The sequence below is a fragment of the Chelativorans multitrophicus genome (assembly GCF_011317445.1).
GTDB lineage: Bacteria > Pseudomonadota > Alphaproteobacteria > Rhizobiales > Rhizobiaceae > Chelativorans > Chelativorans multitrophicus.
On record NZ_JAAAPL010000003.1, the window covers coordinates 307,403 to 325,378 of the forward strand.

A 17,976-nucleotide genomic window follows, 5' to 3' on the forward strand; every position below is an offset into this window, starting at 1 on the left:
TTACTCCGCCGCTGCGCGGATACCGCTTGGCGACATGGGGAAACGGCAGGTCACCGCCGTCCCGCGCCCGGGCGCGGTGTCGATATCCACGGTACCTCCGTGAAGCTCCACGAAACTTTTGACGATCGCAAGCCCAAGACCCGCGCCGCGCCGCCGCCCGCCCTTCGCGCTAGGCTCGAAGCGCTTGAAGATCGTGGCGAGCACCTCGGGGGACATGCCCGGTCCGTTGTCATGCACGCGGAATTCGATCGCATTGCCGGTGCCGCTTGCTGACAGGGTGATTTTGCCGCCTTCGGGCGCGTAATTGGCAGCGTTGCTGAGCAGATTATAGAGAATCTGGCGAATGCGGTTTTCATCGGCGTGAAAGCTCACCGGTGCAGCATCCACCGTGACCTCAAGCCTAATGCGGTGCTCGCGCAACCGGTCGGCCACGAGGTCCGTCGCCGCCTTGACGAGCGGCCGGATTTCAACCTCGCCAATCTCCAGCTCCATGATTCCAGCGTCCACGGTCGCCAAATCCAGGATATCGTTCACGATCGTCAGCAAAAGCGAGGACGAGGAGCCGATGTGGTCCACATATTCCCGCTGGCGCGGATTGAGCGGCCCCGTCGTCTCCTGCCCCAAAAGCTCGGTAAAACCGATGATATTGGTAAGCGGCGAACGCAGCTCGTAGGAGACATGCTGTACGAAATCGTTCTTGAGCCTGTCCGCCTTTTCCAGCGCCTCGTTCTTCTCCTTGAGCGCCCGTTCCACATTGACGCTGTCGGTCACGTCCACGAAGGTAAGCATTACCTGACCATTCGGCAGATGCACGATCGCATAATGCAGGGCCGCGCCGTTGATGAGCTCGGTCCTGCCGTGCTTGTCGCGCCGCTCGTCGTCGAAACCGGTCACCGCGCCGACGAATTCCGCCCAGGGGCTTTCCATCGCAACCGGATCGCAGGCGGCCTTGAGAATGGAGATGTGAATGTCCGGGCCGATCAGCTTTTCGGGAATTCCCCAAAGCGTGCGGAAAGCGGGATTTGACAGACGCAGGCGCCCATCCGGGCCGAACACCGCCACACCTTCCGCAAGATTGTCCAGCGTTTCCCGCTGCACTTTCACGACGGCGTTGTAGCGGCTTTCCAGGTCGATCTTTTCGGTGAGGTTCTCGAATACCCAGGTCACCCCGCCCTTGGACTGCGGTGTGGCAACCACGCGAATGGTCCGGCCATCGGGCAGATGCCACCAATGCTCCTGCGGCTCGACGGCGCGATAGGCAGACAGGAGTTGCTCTTTCCAGCGCCGCCATTCCGGCTGTTCCGCAAGCTTGCCGTCGCTGCGCAACCGGTCCAGAAGCAATGCGTATTCCGGCCCGGCATCGAGGAAACCGGCGTCGAGCGCCCATAGCTTCTGGAATGCCTGATTGTAGAATTTCAGCTTCTGATCTGCATCGAAAATCGCAACCGCGGTGGTGAGCTGGTCCAGCGTATCCGCGTGGCTTCGCAGGGTGCTTTCGTATTCCCGCCGCAACGCATCGACATCACTGGTATCGAGCGCGATGCCGGCGCTCCCCTTCTGGCTGGCATAGTCGGTGACGGCAAACAGACGCCGGTCCCCGCCGACGACGGTCGAGAGGGGCTCACGGAACACCGGCTGCTCCTGATGGTGTTGTGCTACGGCGGCGCGCGCCGAGGAAGGGAGAAGCTCCCTGCCCTCGGCGGCAGCGGCCGAGGGATCTTTCGCTTCCACCATCTGTGCATAGGCGGAGTTGACCCATTTGAGCCGTCCTGCCTCATCACGCAGCCAGAACGGCATCTCAAGCGCGTTGATGAGGCCGAGGATGCTCTCGTGGTCAGCTTGCAGGCGCTGGTGGTCGAGCTTCAGCCGGGCATTTTCCGCCTGCGCCGCCGAGAGCGAGAGGAAGCGGACGATCGCATGCAGCGCTGACTTTCGCCCTTGCACCTCGAAAAGAAGCCCCTCGCGGGTCTCCGCCACCAGGTCAAAGGCCGTGCCGGCCTCCCTCAGCGCAGCCGTTGCGCGATCGAGCGCCGATGCCGATCGTGGAGTTAGCCACCGGCCAAACGCCAGGAAGGTGCTGCGGTCGTGCGGCACTCCGCTTTCGGGCGAAAGGTCGCCCAAAACGATCGGGCGCTGGTTCCCCTGCCAGACGATGATGCGCTGATCTTTGAGGTTGAGCAGAGCTTCCGCGCGGGAGAGCGCTCCGGAAAGCTCGGCCATGCGGTTCTTGAGCTCTGTATTTTCCGACGCGGTGCGGCCGCGCTCGCGAATGAGCCAGATTGCCGAAAGAAAGGCAGCCCCAAGGACGCCGGCGAAAACGGAGAGCTGAATGACCTCTATGGTGCTGATGGAAAGGCCGGCAGCCGCGCGTGCGGCGCCTTCCTGCTGCGCCATTGCCATGACCGCGGTCAGAGGCGTTGAGGCCAGCGCCGCAATCGAGGACACAGCCAACCGGGCCATATCTCGAATTCCTAGTCTTCTATGGGCTTGAGGCCCATGAGCCCCGCCGCATAGCGGGTCCAGCCCCGGCATGCTCTCTCCCTCTTCGCCGCATGACAATCAAGACTGCCCCGACCCACGCCGTACGGACGATCGGCGCTTTCGAATCAGTTCACTGTACTCGTTCGCCGAATCTGCGTGAAGAAGAGCGTGCGACAAAAATAATGCCGGGCCAAAAGTCAAGACCCGGCATCAATATCTTGTGTGTTGGTTAATGCGAAACTAATACCTGTAGTGATCGGGTTTGAAGGGACCCTCGGGCGTGACGCCGATATAAGCGGCCTGCTCGGGCGAAAGCTTGGTCAGGTTGGCGCCCAGCTTGGCCAGATGCAGCCGCGCCACCTTCTCATCCAGATGTTTGGGCAGCACATAAACCTTGTTTTCGTATTGGCTGCCGCGCGTCCAGAGCTCGATCTGGGCCAATACCTGGTTGGTAAAGGAGGCGGACATCACGAAGCTCGGATGCCCGGTGGCATTGCCCAGATTGAGCAGGCGGCCTTCTGAAAGCAGGATGATGCGCTTGCCATCGGGGAATTCGATCAGGTCCACCTGCGGCTTGATGTTCACCCATTTGAAATTGCGCAGGGCAGCGACCTGGATCTCGTTATCGAAGTGGCCGATATTGCCGAGGATCACCATGTCCTTCATCTTGCGCATGTGGTCGAGGCTCACGACATCCTTGTTCCCGGTAGCCGTGATGATGATGTCAGCCGTGGCGATCGCCTCATCGAGCGTGACCACCTCAAAACCATCCATCGCCGCCTGAAGAGCGCAGATCGGGTCCGCCTCGGTGACTTTGACGCGCGCCCCTGCTCCCGCGAGCGACTGGGCCGATCCTTTGCCGACATCGCCATAGCCGCAGACGATCGCAACCTTGCCGGCCATCATCACGTCGGTGGCGCGACGAATGCCGTCGACCAGGGATTCCTTGCAGCCATATTTGTTGTCGAATTTCGACTTGGTGACGGAATCGTTCACATTGATTGCGGGAAAGGGCAGGAGGCCCTTCTTCTGAAGCTGGTAAAGCCGGTTAACGCCGGTGGTTGTCTCCTCCGTCACACCGCGAATGGCTGCACGCTGACGGGTGAAGAAGCCGGGGGTCTCCGCCATGCGCTTCTTGATCTGCTGGAAGAGAATTTCCTCTTCTTCGCCGTCCGGGTTCGAGAGAACATCCTCACCCGCTTCGGCGCGAGCGCCAAGCAGGATGTACATGGTCGCGTCTCCCCCATCGTCGAGGATCATGTTGGAAGGCTGCCCGTCGGGCCACTGGAAGATGCGGTCCGTATAGGTCCAGTATTCCTCCAGCGTCTCGCCCTTGACGGCAAAGACCGGAGTCCCTGTCTCGGCAATGGCCGCGGCGGCATGATCCTGTGTGGAAAAGATGTTGCAGGAGGCCCAGCGAACCTCTGCGCCAAGAGACTTCAGCGTCTCGATCAGAACGGCGGTCTGGATCGTCATGTGGAGGGAACCGGTGATGCGCGCGCCTTTGAGGGGCTTGGCCTCGCCGAACTCCTCACGGCAAGCCATCAGGCCCGGCATCTCGGTTTCAGCGATCTCGATTTCCTTGCGCCCCCACGCGGCGAGGGACATATCGGCAACGACATAGTCATCGGCAGCCATCGGCTTGACTCCAGCTTGGTACAAAATTCCGTAAAGGCGAAAACGGCGTTTTGCCTGCCTAACAGATCAGCCCCGCTGCGACAACGATATAAAGAAATCTTTATTCGTGAATATGACGATAAAGGGAGCCGCGAAGCGAGGCAGCAAGGCAAAAAAGCGCGCAGGTTTCGAAGCTCAGAGGGGTGTCGGTTGCCCCAGACGATACGATGATGAGGAAGCTTCCGGACTTCAGGCGGTCAAAGAAACGGCGGCGTTTCCCTGCCCCTTCTCCTCCTTCGCTTTAAATTTCCTCGCCGAAGCGCTCGGCAATCAGTTCAGCCAGAGCATCGAGAAGCTTCGACGCATCCGGCCCGCTGGCGCTTACCCGAATGCGGCATCCCGGGCTGGCGGCAAGCATCATCAACCCCATGATGGATGTGCCGCCGACAGAAATACCGTCCTTCTCCACCGAGACCTTGGCGTTGTAGCTGCTGACGAGCTGGACGAATTTCGCCGAGGCACGCGCATGCAGTCCGCGCTGGTTCACGATCGCGAAATCGCGCGTGATTACTTCGTCGGCTGGCGGATTGGTTGGCGCATCACTCATTTGCCATTCAGCACTTGGCTCGCCACGTTGATATATTTGCGGCCGGCAGTCTGAGCCTCTTCGAGCGCCTTCTTCATGTCGTTGTCGGCGCGCGCGCTTGAGAGCTTAATGAGCATTGGCAGATTCATGCCGGCGATTACCTCGATACGGCTTGCCTCCATGACGGAGATCGCGAGATTGGAGGGCGTTCCGCCAAACATGTCCGTGAGGATGATGACACCAGCTCCGGTATCGGCGCGCGCCACGGCTTCAAGAATGTCGTTCCGGCGCTGCTCCATATTGTCGTCGGCGCCGATAGAAACCGTTTCCAAGTGGCTTTGAACCCCGACGACATGCTCAAGCGCATGTCGGAACTCCTCGGCCAGCCGGCCGTGGGTAACAAGCACGATACCGATCATCGAGCGATTGCCTCGCGGCTGCTCCACACCACCACTGCCGATTCATAAGGGTCCAGTTGCGCCCCTTCTTCCTGCCCCGAGGCTCTCACACCGCTACTCCGTTTCGATGGCCCATGCAGTCCAAGCCTGAATGCTCCGCCATTTTTTTTGCGGTCACGACGGCTGCCTCACACACGACAAGATCACTATCTTGTCAACGGCGAAGATGATGACAAGCCTAAAACTGCTTCGATCGAGCCGATTTTAACGCCTTGATGACACGTTCAGCCGAATGGCGGCAGGGAAAGCTGGGCAGCGATGGCCCAGATAGCGCTGTCGGCGTTGCACTCGGCCAGCCGCAGCGTTGGCAGATCGACGCCTTCGAGCCGCACCGTGCCCGCTTCCTGGTAGCGGGGCGCCTGATCGGCCGGTACCAGCTCAATAACGAGATCGATGACGGCCGCCATTTCATATGAAACGGGCGCTGGACCGAAGCCCCGCGCCTCGGCAAGACCATGGATCGCGGGCGCTGCCCGGCCCACGAGCCGGCCGCCTGCTCCAGAGATGAACACCTGATCGTCGGACACAAACCGCCCCAAGCGGCCGCAGGCGGCGCAATGTCGCAGGAGAGCCAGCGCCAAGGTCGTCTTTCCCATTCCCGGCGCGCCCGTGATGAAAACACCGCGATCACCGGTAAGCACAAGCGTCCCGTGGTGATTCGCGGCCACAAGGATCAGCCTTCCGCGGGCAGCGAGATCACGAAGCGTGCACCCCGCACCTCGCCGGGCTTGGCGCCCGGGATGTTCTCCGCGGTCAGCGTGCCGCCATGCGCTTCCACGATTTGGCGACTGATGGACAAGCCCAGGCCCGAATTCTGGCCAAAGGCCTCGCCCGCCGGCCGGTCCGTGTAGAAGCGCTCAAAGATGCGGTCGATATTGTCGGCGCGAATGCCCGGCCCGTTGTCATCGACCGTAATGATGATGCGCCGCTGGCTGCGCGAGAGCGTGATGGTGACGCGCCCGCCCTCATCCGGCACGAAGGAGCGTGCGTTCTCGATGAGATTGGTGACCACCTGGCCGAGCCGGAGGTCATGCCCCTGCACGACAAAGCTCTGGCCCGCCTTGCCTTCGGTCTTGAATTGGATATCGACCTTTTTCTTCTTGCTGCCCGCGTCCTGCGCGCCTGCGACGAGATCGCGCAGAAATTTCTGCAAATCGATGATCTCCGAATCCTCGCGCGCGAATTCCGCGTCCAGGCGCGAGGCGTCGGAGATATCGGTGATCAGCCTGTCCAGTCGGCGCACGTCATGCTGAATGATCTCCATCAGCCGCTCGCGTGAGCGCTCATCCTTGGCGAGCGGCAGGGTTTCAACCGCGCTTCCCAGCGAAGTGAGCGGATTTTTCAGCTCATGCGCCACGTCAGCGGCGAAGCTCTCTATGGCCTCGATGCGAGCATAAAGCGCCTTGGTCATGTCGCGCAGGGCGATCGAGAGATTTCCGATCTCATCCTGCCGGTGCGAGAAATCAGGAATTTCTTCGCGAGTGTTGGTGCCGCGGCGAACGCGTATGGCAGCCGCCGCGAGCCGCCGCAAGGGATTGGCAATCGTTGAGGCAAGCAGCAGCGACAGGATTGCGGTCACCAGCGCAGCCACTCCAAAGACACGCAGAACAGCATGCCGTTCTTCAGCAATAATGCGATCGATGTCGCCCTGCGTCGACAACTGGAGCACGCCCACCACGGCGCGGTAACGCTGGATGGGCACGGCAACGGAAATGATGTATTCGCCCTCCGGGCTCCGGCGGCGCACCGCTTCCGGTTCGCCTCCTTTCAGGGCCGCCATCACCTCCTCATAGGCCACACCGCTGCCACCAGGCTGCTCGCGGTCGATCGGCAGGTCATTTGCCTGGAAAATGGAGCTGATCCGCTCCTCGATTTTCTCAAGGAAGCTCTTTTCCTCGCCGTCAACGGCCGGAAGCCGGTAACGAAGAATGGAGTAGAGCTGGCGCGAATCGAGCACCAGCGCGGCGTCCCGGTCGTAAATGCGCGCTCGTGTCTTGTCCGGGTTGATCAGGCGCCGCAAAAGAAGAGCAACCTTTTCCGGATTGATCGGGAATTCCAAATTTTCCAGCTGGTCCGATCCGGGAGGCAACTCCTCGCCAGCCTGCATTTCGAGCAATTTTTCCGGATTGATCAGGATCGCGTCGGTCTCCACCGCCGCGGAGGCAGCGATAGCGCCGGCGATGATGCGTCCCTGAGTCCTGAGGCTTTCGATCTGCGCCTCTACCAGCGCATCTCGAAACTGATTGATATAGAGGACCCCGATGACGAGCACGCCGATGGCGGTGAGGTTGAGGGTAAGAATGCGCCGCGTGAGGCTGGAGAACATGAAGTGCCCCAGCAGCCGGCGAATGGGCACGGCAAATCGGCCTGGCGACCATGAACTGGAACGCCCTGCCTCTGCCGGCCCCGCCGATCCGACCTTATCTTGTACCTCTATGGCCATTCATGAACGCTGCCGGGCTATGCCTCGCGGAACCTGTAGCCGACCCCATAAAGCGTCTCAATCATGTCGAACTCGCCGTCAACCGCCTTGAACTTCTTGCGTAGCCGCTTGATATGGCTGTCGATCGTGCGATCGTCCACATAGACCTGCTCGTCATAAGCCGCGTCCATGAGCGCGTCACGGCTTTTCACCACCCCCGGCCGCTGCGCAAGTGCATGTAGGATCAGGAACTCGGTAACGGTGAGCGTGACGGGTTCGTCCTTCCAGGTGCAGGTATGGCGTTCCTGGTCCATGACGAGATGTCCGCGCTCGAGCGAGCGCGACTGCTTGTCCGGTGCCTTCGCGCCATTCTCGCGCGCGCTTGCCCGGCGAAGGACGGCGCGGACGCGCTCGACCAGCAGTCTTTGGGAGAATGGTTTGCGGACGAAATCGTCCGCGCCCATCTTGAGGCCAAAGAGTTCGTCGATCTCATCATCCTTCGAGGTGAGAAAGATAACCGGAAGATCGGTTTTCTGGCGTAGCCGGCGCAACAGCTCCATGCCATCCATGCGCGGCATCTTGATGTCCAGGATCGCCAGCGACGGCGGCCGCGAGCTAAGCCCCTCCAGTGCGGACGCGCCATCCGTATAGGTTTCCACGCGATAGCCTTCCGATTCCAGCGCGATTGAGACGGACGTAAGGATGTTCCGGTCGTCGTCAACGAGCGCGATTGTTGCCATATCCAGCGGCTCCCTCGTCATGGGCAGGCGTCCCTTCTGCAGCTAACGGGCCCGCAGATGCAGGACAAATTGGGTACAAAATGTGGCACATTCTCCGCGCCGAGTCACTTCGGGTTGTCTGATGCGACGGTTTCACGCAAGAAAGACGCTTGAGCGCAAGCGTGCCTCGCGTGCGTTTCACCCCTTATGGAGCTCTCTCGAACCGCCCTCGGCTACCCTGCAAGCGACCAAATGGGGCGGTTGGTTCCAAGCCTTATGCGCTGATGAGGCTTGCCTGTCAAACCACAACCTGCGGTAAAGTAAATTTACAACCTTGAATCTACATCGGAGCGAAACGGTATAGCCGGTTGCGCGCCGGGCTTCAGGCAGGCAAGGGCCCCGGCCGCCGCTGCGCGGCGTAATGCAGCTTCGAGCACGAGGCCGTCCGACAGCGCGGCCGCGAGATAGCCGCAGAAGGTATCGCCCGCGCCAACCGTGTCGACCGGCGTGATGGGAAATGCGGGAAGACGCAGGAACCGGTCGGGCGCGGCAGCCATGACACCATCACCCCCAAGAGTGACCACGATCGTCCGCCCGGTTCTGGCGGTGTAGGCACGCGCCCTTTGTTCGCGGTCACTTCCCTCCAGACCAAGCGACTGGGCGTAGAGATCGAATTCGGTCTCGTTGACGACGAGATAGTCCGCCAGCCCCAGAAAATCCGCTGCCTGCGGCTGAAAGGGTGCGGCATTGAGCAGAGAGACCGCGCCGGCTGCGCGGGCGTTGCGAAGTGCAGCTTCTATCGTTGGCAAGGGGATTTCGTGTTGAAGAAGCACGAACTCATCACGGCTCAATCCCGCTGCTTCGACATCTTCTTCCACAACATCCGCATTCGCGCCGGGTATGACAGCGATCACATTCTCCCCATCGGCCCCCACCAAGATCATCGCGACCCCTGTCAATGGAGACGGCTTCTTGACGCGCGAAAGGTCCACGCCGGCTTCACGAAGCAGCGCCAGCGCCTGATCCGCGAACGAATCCGCCCCCACCGCGCCGATCATGCGCACCTGGGCGCCGGCGCGTCGAGCGGCGAGCGCCTGATTCGCGCCTTTGCCGCCCGGCGCCGTGGAAAAGCCGGAGCCAGGAATTGTCTCTCCTGGAGCGGGCAGCCGCTCCACCCGGGCGATGAGATCGAGATTGATTGAACCGATGATGGTGATCACAGCGGCGCCTCCGATGATTTTTGCCGTTAGCTAGCGGGTTCTCATCACAGACGCAAAGGCAGGCGCTCAATTTCCGTGTTGAAGCTGCGCAGCCTCCCAGCCAAGAATGGCACGCTTTCGTGTGAGGCCCCAGTGATAGCCCGTCAGCGCGCCCGATTTGCCCAGCGCACGGTGGCAGGGCACCACGAAGGACAGGGGGTTTGCCCCCACCGCCGCTCCGACTGCGCGCGAGGCAGCAGGACAGCCGATTTGTGCCGCGATATCGGAATAGGCGCGTGCGCGGCCTATGGGGATTCTCAGCAGCGCCTCCCATACACGGACCTGGAAGTCCGTGCCGATGAGCACGATGCGCAGCGGCTCGTCCGAACGCCAGCGCGAGCGCTCGAAAACGCGGCCGGCATAGGGGGCCGTGGCCGAGACGTCCTCAATATATTCAGCGTTTGGCCAGCGCGAGCTCATATCCGCGAAGGTCGCCTGCTCCTCGCCCGGATCGGCGAATGCGAGGCCTGCCAATCCGCGATCGGTCACCATCACAAGCGCTATGCCGAAGGGCGAAACGTGGTAGCCGTACCGGATGGTGAGCCCCTCGCCGCGCAATTTATATTCACCGGGCGAGATTGCCTCGTGGGTTACGAACAGATCGTGCAGCCGCCCTGGGCCGGACATGCCAAGCTCCAGGGCTGTATCAAGAAGGGGCATGCCGCTGTCGAGCAGCCGGCGCGCATGATCCAGCGTCACGGCCTGCAGGAAAGCCTTCGGAGAAAGACCGGCCCAGCGGGTAAAGAGCTTCTGCAATCCCGTCGGCGTTTCGCCCAGCTCCGCGGCGAGATCTTCCAAAGAGGGCTGGTTGCGATAGTCGAGGCTGATCTTCTCGATGACGCGGCGAACGATCTCATAATCTCCGCCAACGGGAGTGATATCGCGTTCGAGGATGGCGAGTTCTGCATTCATGGCACTGTCTCCTTGCGCGCACTATGCGCATCTGATCAGCGCCTCTCCACCCGATTCTTGCGTCTATCGCGCTTTTACCGTGGCCAGCGCCCTGCCAAACGCCTTTGCGAAGCTTTCGCGATCGTCCGGATTGAGGAAACTGCCGACAAGAACGCGCTTCTCGCGCATTTCGACAGCCATGTCGGTTATACCGATCTCCGTATGGCGCCGCACGCGGAAGCGAGCCCACAGGGGATTGAAGCTGTGCTCCTCCGCCCGCCCTGACGGCGGCACTTTACGGATATGCAGGTTGGTGCGAGAGAGCGAAATTTCCTCACGAGCCCGTGCCGCACGATAATTTACGCGGAAAGCGATATAGAGCGCCAGCACGTCGAGCCCGAAAAAGCCGATGACCGGCCAGGCGCCAAGGCGCCAGAAAATCAAGGTGATGCTCAGCCAGATAAAGATAATTCCGCCCATCAGCACGAAAAACCCCGTGCGCCCCAATGATCGGTGGGGAACGAGAAGAGCCTTGAATAAAGGCGTTTCGCTGGCATTCTTTTCATCCATAAGACAGATTATAGAGGCTGAATGCAAAAGCCCAAGTCCCCACGTGCCATTGCGGGAACGCCCGTTCGTTCACCCGCCAAGCCCGTCCGCAACAAAGTCTCCGGTAAGGCACTCACCGCCTATGATGCGGGTGAAGTGGAAGAAATCTTTCGCCGCTTCAGCGTGCAGCGGCCCGAGCCCAAGGGTGAGCTCGAATCAGTGAATGCGTTCACGCTGCTCGTTGCGGTGGTGCTCTCAGCTCAGGCGACCGATGTTGGTGTGAACAAGGCGACGCGGCCGCTCTTCAAAATCGCCGACACGCCCGAAAAGATGCTGGCGCTGGGAGAAGAAAAGCTTGGCGAATACATCCGCACTATCGGCTTATGGCGCAATAAGGCCAAGAACGTTATCGCTCTATGCGAGGCGCTGATCCGCGACCACGGCGGCCAGGTGCCGGAAGACCGCGAAGCCCTGACGAAGCTGCCGGGGGTCGGGCGCAAAACGGCAAATGTCGTGCTTAACGTCGCCTTCGGCCATCCGACGATGGCGGTCGACACGCATATATTCCGGATTTCGAACCGGATTTTGCTCGCTCCCGGCAAGACACCCGAAGAGGTGGAGCAGGCGTTGCTGAAAGTCATACCGCAGCACTACCTTCTTCACGCCCATCATTGGCTGATCCTGCATGGCCGCTATGTTTGCAAGGCGAGGAAGCCCGATTGCCCGGCCTGCGTTATCGCCGATCTGTGCAAGGCACCGGAGAAGACGACAAATGTGCCGGCGCCCCTCGTTCCGTGGCGCGATCTGACCGATACGCCGAGGCCAGACGTGGAGGCAGCTGAAGGATAGCCCGGTTGGCAATTCGGTCTCGAATGCGCCGGATGGACCCGCCGTACCTGCGGGATTAGGCCCCGCTCGCTGCGGAACCCCGCAAGTCAGCGATGTCCGAATGCTTGATTATCACCGCCGGGATGTCGCTCAAACGCCAATGTCCGCCGAGCGTCGTCGCCGCCATCCAGATTTCCTGTGCGCGCATCAGCGGCGTCGCATTTATCGGCACGGCGCGGCCGTCGAGCGAGATGATGGTGCGCGACCACCCTTCGCGAGGAAGGTCCCGCCACTCCACGTCGAGATGCACCGCCGAGTGCTGAAACAGATATCGCAGGGCGTGGGGAGGCAGCGTGGCGGTCAGCTTCACGTCTTCAATGAACAGCTCCGGCTCGACGATCGTCTCCACCTCGAAACCCAGCCGGGCGGCTGCCGCCAATCTGGCGAGCCAGCGCGCTTGGAAGGCAACCTCAGCTACGATGTGCCGGCGTGATTGCCCTGCCACGGCTGACTGAGCATCGAGCTCAGAATCGGTCAAGCCGTTCAACTGCCGGGCGAAATAGGCGGTACCGCGCCGAGCCAGAAGCAAATCGTCGGCCGGCGCGTTTGGTGCATCATAACGCGCGCCAGCCCCTTGCCGTTCGCGCAGTTGAGCCCGTGCAAGCAGGTCCGGATCGGCTTCCGTCACCTGCGTTTCTCCTGTGGCTCCTCGATTAGCGTGCGGGCGAAGCCAAGGCGCTCTATCACGGGGGCGTCGGAAAAGCGGAAGAGGTCGAACTGCGCATCGGCCTGCAACGACCAGGCGACCCAGGAAGGCACGACAAAAAGGTCCCCTTTCTCCAGCCGCGTCTCGTTGCCATTGATCACCACCGAGCCCGCGCCCTCGAATACCTGGAAGACGGACGAACCGACCTCGCGCCGTGGCGGCGTGGCGGTTCCCATCCGCAGGCGGTGGAATTCGCAGCGGATCGTCGGCATCACGTCGCCGCCTGTCGTGGGATTGACGTAGCGAATCGCGGCGTGGCCCTGCTCCACAGTCGCCGGCTGACCTTCGTCCTCCAGCAGGAGCTGTTCGGTGAGTGCGCGGTCGGTGAATTCCCAACGATAGGCGCAAAGTGGCGAGCTGACCGTATTTTCAAGCGCGGAAAGGGGCCTGAGGCCCGGATGCGCCCATAGCCGCTCACCGCGCGAGAAGCGCGGGGTTGCATAGTCGGTCACGCGTTCGGACCCGAACTCGAAGAAACCGACATCGTTTTGATAGGAGAACGGAATGTCGAGCCCGTCGATCCAAGCCATTGGATGGTCGGTGTCGTTGTGGTGTCCGTGGAAATGCCAGCCTGGCGTGAGCAGCAGGTCGCCTCGGCTCATTCTGACGGGATCGCCGTTCACCACCGTCCACACGCCCTCGCCCTCCACAACGAAACGGAAGGCATTCTGGGCGTGGCGGTGTTCAGGTGCCGTCTCCCGCGGCCCCAGATACTGGATCGCGGCCCAGAGCGTCGGGCTGACATAAGCCTTGCCGCCGAGCCCAGGATTGGCAAGCCCGATCGCACGCCGCTCGCCGCCACGACCCACAGGCACCAGCGCGCCGGAGCGCTCGGCCAGCGGAAAGAGCTTGGACCACTTCCAGATGTGCGGAACCGCTTTTGGAATGGGAACGACGGGCATGATGTCGTCGATCTGCGTCCAGAGCGGCATTAGGTGCTCGGCCTCGAAATCGGCATAGAGCTGACGCAGTTCTGGCGTGTCCTCCGGTTTCATTATGTTGCTACGGCTGCTGTCGTCCATGCTCCATCTCCTCTCACTCCCGCGTCGACACTGCACGCAGCGACGGCAGGCGATAAGGTGCACGGCTGAGGCCGTTGTTGCCGTCCGCCAGCTTTTTCAGCAGCTTCAACAATCGTGCGCGCTCGTGACCGTTGAGCGGCGATAGAATGGCCTTTTGCACCTCCTGGATATTGGGCAATGCGGCACGTGCAGTCCGCCGACCGTCTTCGGTAATGGCTACGATGTTGGCGCGCTTGTCCTTGTCCGAGGTCGTGCGCGTTATAAGCGCCCGCTCCTCCAGCTTCCTGAGCACACCCAAGATGGTCGTGCGGTCGAGTGCGGTCACTCCGCCGAGAGTGACCTGATCCATCGAGCCGAAGCGATCCAGCGCGGCTAAAGTGACGTATTGGAGCGGTGTCAGGTCGAAGTCGCGGCATTCCTCGAGGAAGATGGCGACTGCGATCTGGTGACATCTGCGAAGCAGATATCCGGGCATATCCAGAAAGGAGGTGCACTCGGCGCCTTCGTCGCTTTGCAGCGTCGATTTGCTCATCGTGTCCTCCTTCACTCGGAGTCGGGCTGCCTGTCCGGCGCAGCGGCCGCCAGCGCCGGCACTGCCGCACATGCTTCGAAGATGCGCGCAATCGTTGGATATGGCGACATGTCCACTCCGAAGCGCCTGTTGTTCAGCACCTGCGCGTAGAGACAGATATCGGCCAGCCCGGGCGTGTCGCCGTGGCAGAACCGGCCTGTCCTCGGATCGGCGGCCAGCATGTCTTCCAGCGGCTTGAAAGTCTCGGCGACCCAGTGCCCGAACCACTCTGTAACCGCCTCGTCCGAGGCGCTAAAGGCAGACTTCAAATAATTCAGTATCCGCAGATTGTTGACCGGATGGATGTCGAGCGCGATGGCATGCGCAAGCGCCCGAACGCGGGCACGCTCCACAGCCGACGCAGGCAAGAGGGGCGGTGTTGGATGAACCTCCTCAAGATATTCGATGATCGCGAGAGATTGCGTCAGGACGGTCCCATCCTCGAGAACAAGGGAGGGCACCAGCCCCTGCGGATTTATGGCAAGGTAGCTGGCCCCCCGATGCTCGCCCTTCCTGAGATGATGCGCCACATATTCGAACGCCAATGCCTTGAGATTGAGGGCCGCGCGAAGTCTGGTGGATGTCGAGGAGCGAAAGTAATTGTGAAGGACAATCCGCGTCATGACGCTCTTTCCGCGATTGTCGTCGTCAGCTTGCCGAGCCCGTCAATCTCGACAACGCAAACATCACCCGGGACGAGCGGCCCGACGCCCGCGGGCGTTCCCGTGTAGACAAGATCGCCGGGGGCAACCCGCACGGAACGCGAGAGGATCGATACGATCTCCGGCACCGACCAGATCAGGTCGGCCAGGTCTGCCTTTTGCCGGACCGTTTGGTTGACTGTGAGCTGAATTGCGCCCTTCTCCAGTCGCCCTATTTCCGATGCCCGGTGGATCGGGCCGCACACCGCCGAATTGTCGAACGCCTTACCCCAGTCCCACGGCCGGCCGTTGTCGCGTGCCTCGAATTGAAGATCTCTGCGCGTCAGGTCATTGCCGATGGCGTATCCCCAGATGAGGTCCCAACTCTCGGCTTCGGAAACATTAAACCCGGCCTTGCCGATCGCAAGCACCAGTTCCCCTTCGTGATGAAAATTCGAGGTCAGCGGCGGATAGGGAACGACCGCCCCGTCTTCGACAATGGCATCTGCAGGCTTTGTGAAGAAGAAGGGCAGCTCACGCGTCGGGTCCTTTCCCATCTCACGCGCATGCTCTTCGTAATTGCGCCCGACGCAGAAAATACGGCGCACCGGAAAGCGCTCGCTCTCTCCTTGAACGGCGACGCTCGGAACCGGGTGGGGCGGGAAAACATAATTCATGGTTCACTCTCGTATCGATTTAGGGTTGGAAATTCTTGTGTGGCATCAGTCCGGCAGTCCCGTACCAGGAGTATGGACCTGCTCTAGAGCCATTTGGACGGCAGCTTCCGAGCGCGCACGGTCTCCTGCCCACAGCCGATCCACGAGCTCCTCCTTCTCCTGGCAATTTATCGGTATTATGCGCACCATACTGATTAAATCAACCGAATTCACCTCATCACGGCCCCTCGCCCGGCCAACAAGTTGGCCCGGCTTCCAAACCAATTATGTCTCGTGCGAAGAAGCCGTGACGATGAGAACGCGAAACGGACCCTCTTCCCGCACGAATATGGTTCGGTGATCGGCAAGGTGGTGCTTCTAGGTGACGTGCCCATGCGCATCATCGGTGTCGTCAAGGCGGGGGAACAAGGCTCGGAAGGGCGCAAAACCTCGAATTGTTCCTGCCATATACAACCTGCAGACGCGGATGACGGGATCGCGCTCGCTGGATTCCATCATTGTGCGTGTCAATGATACGATGAACCCCGCCGAAGCTGAAAGATGGTGACGGCTTTCCTGACGGAGCGCCACGGCGAGCAGGACTTCGTCATCTTCAACACCAATAGTTTTCAGAAAACCATTCAGGCCACAATGGCGGCCCTTGCCCCATCCTCCATAGCGGGCGAGACCGGTGCGCGCATGGCCATCGGCGCGCGTCAAAGCGACATCTTGCAACAATTCCTCATCGAAGCTGTGCTGGTCTGTCTCATCGGTGGCTTGATCGGTATCTTGATTGCCGCCGGGTTCGGGGCGCTGTTTGCTCAGTTCACTTCCATGTTTCAACTTATCTACTCGCCGCCTTCCATTGTCGTGGCACTTTTGTGCTCCAGCCTGATCGGCATCGGCTTCGGCTTCATCCCCGCCCGCAATGCGTCAAAACTCGATCCCGTGGTGGCGTTGGCACGCGATCAGAGCATCAATCCGGTGGAGCAACATCGTCACCGGCGGCGCAACCACGCTGGACAATAGGTCGAGCCGCATCGCTGCCGGCGACAACACACTCAACAGCGCGGTCGAGAAAGCGATTGAAAGCTCTGGACCGTTTGGCAGCAGGTGATATCCCCGTGCCGGTGCGGGCAAAAACGGCGATGTCGGCCCGCAGCATACCTGTGGGCGACTGTGAGGAGGTGTTGTCTTTACGAAACCCGGCAAGAATGCGAAAGTTAATTGAAGCAACAAAATGGTGCGCGCGTGCATAAAGTAGTTCCAAAGCAGCTTCCTTCGATGACGGAAAGTGCGAAGGCTGTCCTTCGACGTCTCGCCTATGAGGGGCCTTCCACACGTCCTCAGATCGGTGCTGCGCTTGGCCTTTCGCGTCCAACGATGTCGGCCGCGGTCGCGGAACTGGAAAGGCTCGGCTATGTGGATCTGACGGGCGCGGTGCAGGGGACGCTTGGTCGTAGCGCTGCGCAGTACCGGGTCGGCCGCAAGGCTGGGCACGTAATTGCGGTAGATGCTGGCTCAACCCACGTGCGCCTGCGGGTCGCAACGCTGGACGGAAGGCTGCTGCAAAGCAGGGTTTGCAGCCTCTCAGGCAGCCAGTTCGCGCTCACTCCCGAGATCAGCCGGACAGTTGCACAGGAAGTGGCCGCGGCGATCGCGGAGAATGATCGAGACTGGGGACCTCTACGCGCCCTCGGTATCGCTATACCGACCCGAGTGGTTGGTGCGGAAGGCGACGCGATCAGCACGAACCAGAACATGATCTTCAGCGAATTCGAACCACCCGCTGGGATTGATGTGCTGTTGGTCAACAACGTTAATTGCGCAGCCGTGGCCGAACGTCAATTCGGAGCAGCACGAGGTCGTGATACCTTTGCCTACGTCCAGATAGGCCTCAAGATCGGTATGGGGCTGGTGCTTGGCGGAAAACTAATTGCCGGCGCGACCGGATCTGCCGGCGAAATCGGACATGTGAGCTTCCCCTTCGGCCCGGGCCTCTTTCCCGAGGCGGGTGCCGTGGAACGCTATCTCGGTACGGAATCGCTGATCGCGCGCGTCCGTGCCCATTGGCCCCGAGCCTGCGGGGAGCCGCCCGCAACCACGAACGAATTATTGGCCCTCGCGGAACAGGGAAATACGGCCGCAATTGAACACGTGGAGCAACACGCTGCTGATATTGGCGCCCTGGTGGCGACCTGCGTGAGCGTGGTCGATCCCGGGTTGGTGGTCTTGGGCGGCGGCATGGGCGCCTCGCCGCTGCTGCTTCCCAAAGTGCAGGAGGTGGTGGGTCGCTTGACATATCCCGTCGAGGTCGCAACCACCTTGCTAGGTGTCGATGCAACCGTGCTCGGCATCGAGAAGCTCGCGACCGAACAAGCACTCTCGCGCCTGCTCGGCCAAATCTAGCCCTGCCTTCAATACGCGTTCGGCGACCGAGCGCATTTGCCATTGACTCTTGCCGCCAGATTTTATTTGTTAAGGTGCCTAACATAGAACAACGGCCCCAG

General features: G+C 60.9%; 18 protein-coding genes. 3 read left to right on the forward strand and 15 right to left on the reverse strand.

The window, feature by feature from the left end; genetic code table 11:
* From GNP00_RS15855 to GNP00_RS15900, 10 genes are all read right to left on the reverse strand, one after another.
* Nucleotides 1-2,532 (reverse strand): sensor histidine kinase, encoded by a 2,532-nt coding sequence (locus GNP00_RS15855; RefSeq protein WP_011582887.1) that lies wholly within the window; start codon nt 2,530-2,532, stop codon nt 1-3.
* 189 nt (nt 2,533-2,721) lie between these two features.
* Nucleotides 2,722-4,119, reverse strand: a complete 1,398-nt coding sequence (ahcY, locus tag GNP00_RS15860; RefSeq protein WP_011582886.1) for an adenosylhomocysteinase — start codon at nt 4,117-4,119, stop codon at nt 2,722-2,724.
* A gap of 280 nt (nt 4,120-4,399) precedes the next feature.
* The gene (locus GNP00_RS15865; protein ID WP_011582885.1) at nt 4,400-4,705 is read right to left on the reverse strand and encodes an HPr family phosphocarrier protein; all 306 of its coding nucleotides are present in this window, start codon (nt 4,703-4,705) and stop codon (nt 4,400-4,402) included.
* Nucleotides 4,702-5,103, reverse strand: a complete 402-nt coding sequence (locus GNP00_RS15870) for a PTS sugar transporter subunit IIA (RefSeq protein ID WP_011582884.1) — start codon at nt 5,101-5,103, stop codon at nt 4,702-4,704. The genes GNP00_RS15865 and GNP00_RS15870 overlap by 4 nt, the downstream gene beginning before the upstream one ends.
* A gap of 263 nt (nt 5,104-5,366) precedes the next feature.
* Nucleotides 5,367-5,810 carry a phosphoenolpyruvate carboxykinase (ATP) gene (locus GNP00_RS15875; RefSeq protein WP_049764856.1) on the reverse strand — a complete coding sequence of 148 codons (444 nt, stop codon included), beginning with the start codon at nt 5,808-5,810 and terminating at the stop codon, nt 5,367-5,369.
* A gap of 5 nt (nt 5,811-5,815) precedes the next feature.
* Nucleotides 5,816-7,585: a sensor histidine kinase gene (locus GNP00_RS15880; protein WP_011582882.1), complete on the reverse strand. Its 1,770-nt coding sequence runs from the start codon at nt 7,583-7,585 to the stop codon at nt 5,816-5,818.
* A gap of 17 nt (nt 7,586-7,602) precedes the next feature.
* Entirely contained in the window at nt 7,603-8,304 is a 702-nt protein-coding gene (locus GNP00_RS15885; protein WP_011582881.1) for a response regulator transcription factor, read from the reverse strand.
* 305 nt (nt 8,305-8,609) lie between these two features.
* Complete coding sequence (locus tag GNP00_RS15890; RefSeq protein ID WP_011582880.1) at nt 8,610-9,503, reverse strand: PfkB family carbohydrate kinase; 894 nt, start codon at nt 9,501-9,503, stop codon at nt 8,610-8,612.
* 66 nt (nt 9,504-9,569) lie between these two features.
* Complete coding sequence (locus GNP00_RS15895; RefSeq protein WP_011582879.1) at nt 9,570-10,454, reverse strand: methylated-DNA--[protein]-cysteine S-methyltransferase; 885 nt, start codon at nt 10,452-10,454, stop codon at nt 9,570-9,572.
* 63 nt (nt 10,455-10,517) lie between these two features.
* The gene (locus GNP00_RS15900; protein WP_011582878.1) at nt 10,518-11,003 is read right to left on the reverse strand and encodes a DUF2244 domain-containing protein; all 486 of its coding nucleotides are present in this window, start codon (nt 11,001-11,003) and stop codon (nt 10,518-10,520) included.
* Nucleotides 11,004-11,024: 21 nt separating this feature from the next.
* Here GNP00_RS15900 and nth point away from each other — a divergent pair, with 21 nt between their 5' ends.
* Nucleotides 11,025-11,831, forward strand: a complete 807-nt coding sequence (gene nth / locus GNP00_RS15905) for an endonuclease III (protein ID WP_011582877.1) — start codon at nt 11,025-11,027, stop codon at nt 11,829-11,831.
* Nucleotides 11,832-11,886: 55 nt separating this feature from the next.
* On the opposite strand, the gene GNP00_RS15910 is transcribed toward nth, so the two are convergent.
* The 5 genes from GNP00_RS15910 to GNP00_RS15930 are packed head-to-tail and all read right to left on the reverse strand — an operon-like array spanning nt 11,887 to nt 15,487.
* Complete coding sequence (locus GNP00_RS15910) at nt 11,887-12,498, reverse strand: maleylpyruvate isomerase N-terminal domain-containing protein (protein WP_166016159.1); 612 nt, start codon at nt 12,496-12,498, stop codon at nt 11,887-11,889.
* A complete protein-coding gene (locus GNP00_RS15915) occupies nt 12,495-13,598 on the reverse strand; it encodes a cupin domain-containing protein (RefSeq protein ID WP_011582875.1) in 1,104 nt (367 codons plus the stop codon). The genes GNP00_RS15910 and GNP00_RS15915 overlap by 4 nt, the downstream gene beginning before the upstream one ends.
* Before the next feature lie 13 nt (nt 13,599-13,611).
* A complete protein-coding gene (locus GNP00_RS15920; RefSeq protein ID WP_011582874.1) occupies nt 13,612-14,130 on the reverse strand; it encodes a MarR family winged helix-turn-helix transcriptional regulator in 519 nt (172 codons plus the stop codon).
* Nucleotides 14,131-14,141: 11 nt separating this feature from the next.
* Nucleotides 14,142-14,792 (reverse strand): maleylacetoacetate isomerase, encoded by a 651-nt coding sequence (gene maiA, locus GNP00_RS15925; protein ID WP_011582873.1) that lies wholly within the window; start codon nt 14,790-14,792, stop codon nt 14,142-14,144.
* On the reverse strand, nt 14,789-15,487 hold the full coding sequence (locus GNP00_RS15930; RefSeq protein ID WP_011582872.1) for a fumarylacetoacetate hydrolase family protein: 699 nt from the start codon (nt 15,485-15,487) through the stop codon (nt 14,789-14,791). The genes maiA and GNP00_RS15930 overlap by 4 nt, the downstream gene beginning before the upstream one ends.
* Nucleotides 15,488-16,027: 540 nt before the next feature.
* Here GNP00_RS15930 and GNP00_RS15935 point away from each other — a divergent pair.
* Nucleotides 16,028-16,495, forward strand: coding sequence for an FtsX-like permease family protein (locus GNP00_RS15935; protein WP_041544875.1), 468 nt, complete (start codon nt 16,028-16,030; stop codon nt 16,493-16,495).
* A 255-nt stretch (nt 16,496-16,750) separates the two neighbouring features.
* Complete coding sequence (locus tag GNP00_RS15945; protein ID WP_011582871.1) at nt 16,751-17,875, forward strand: ROK family transcriptional regulator; 1,125 nt, start codon at nt 16,751-16,753, stop codon at nt 17,873-17,875.
* The last annotated feature ends 101 nt before the right edge of the window (nt 17,876-17,976 follow it).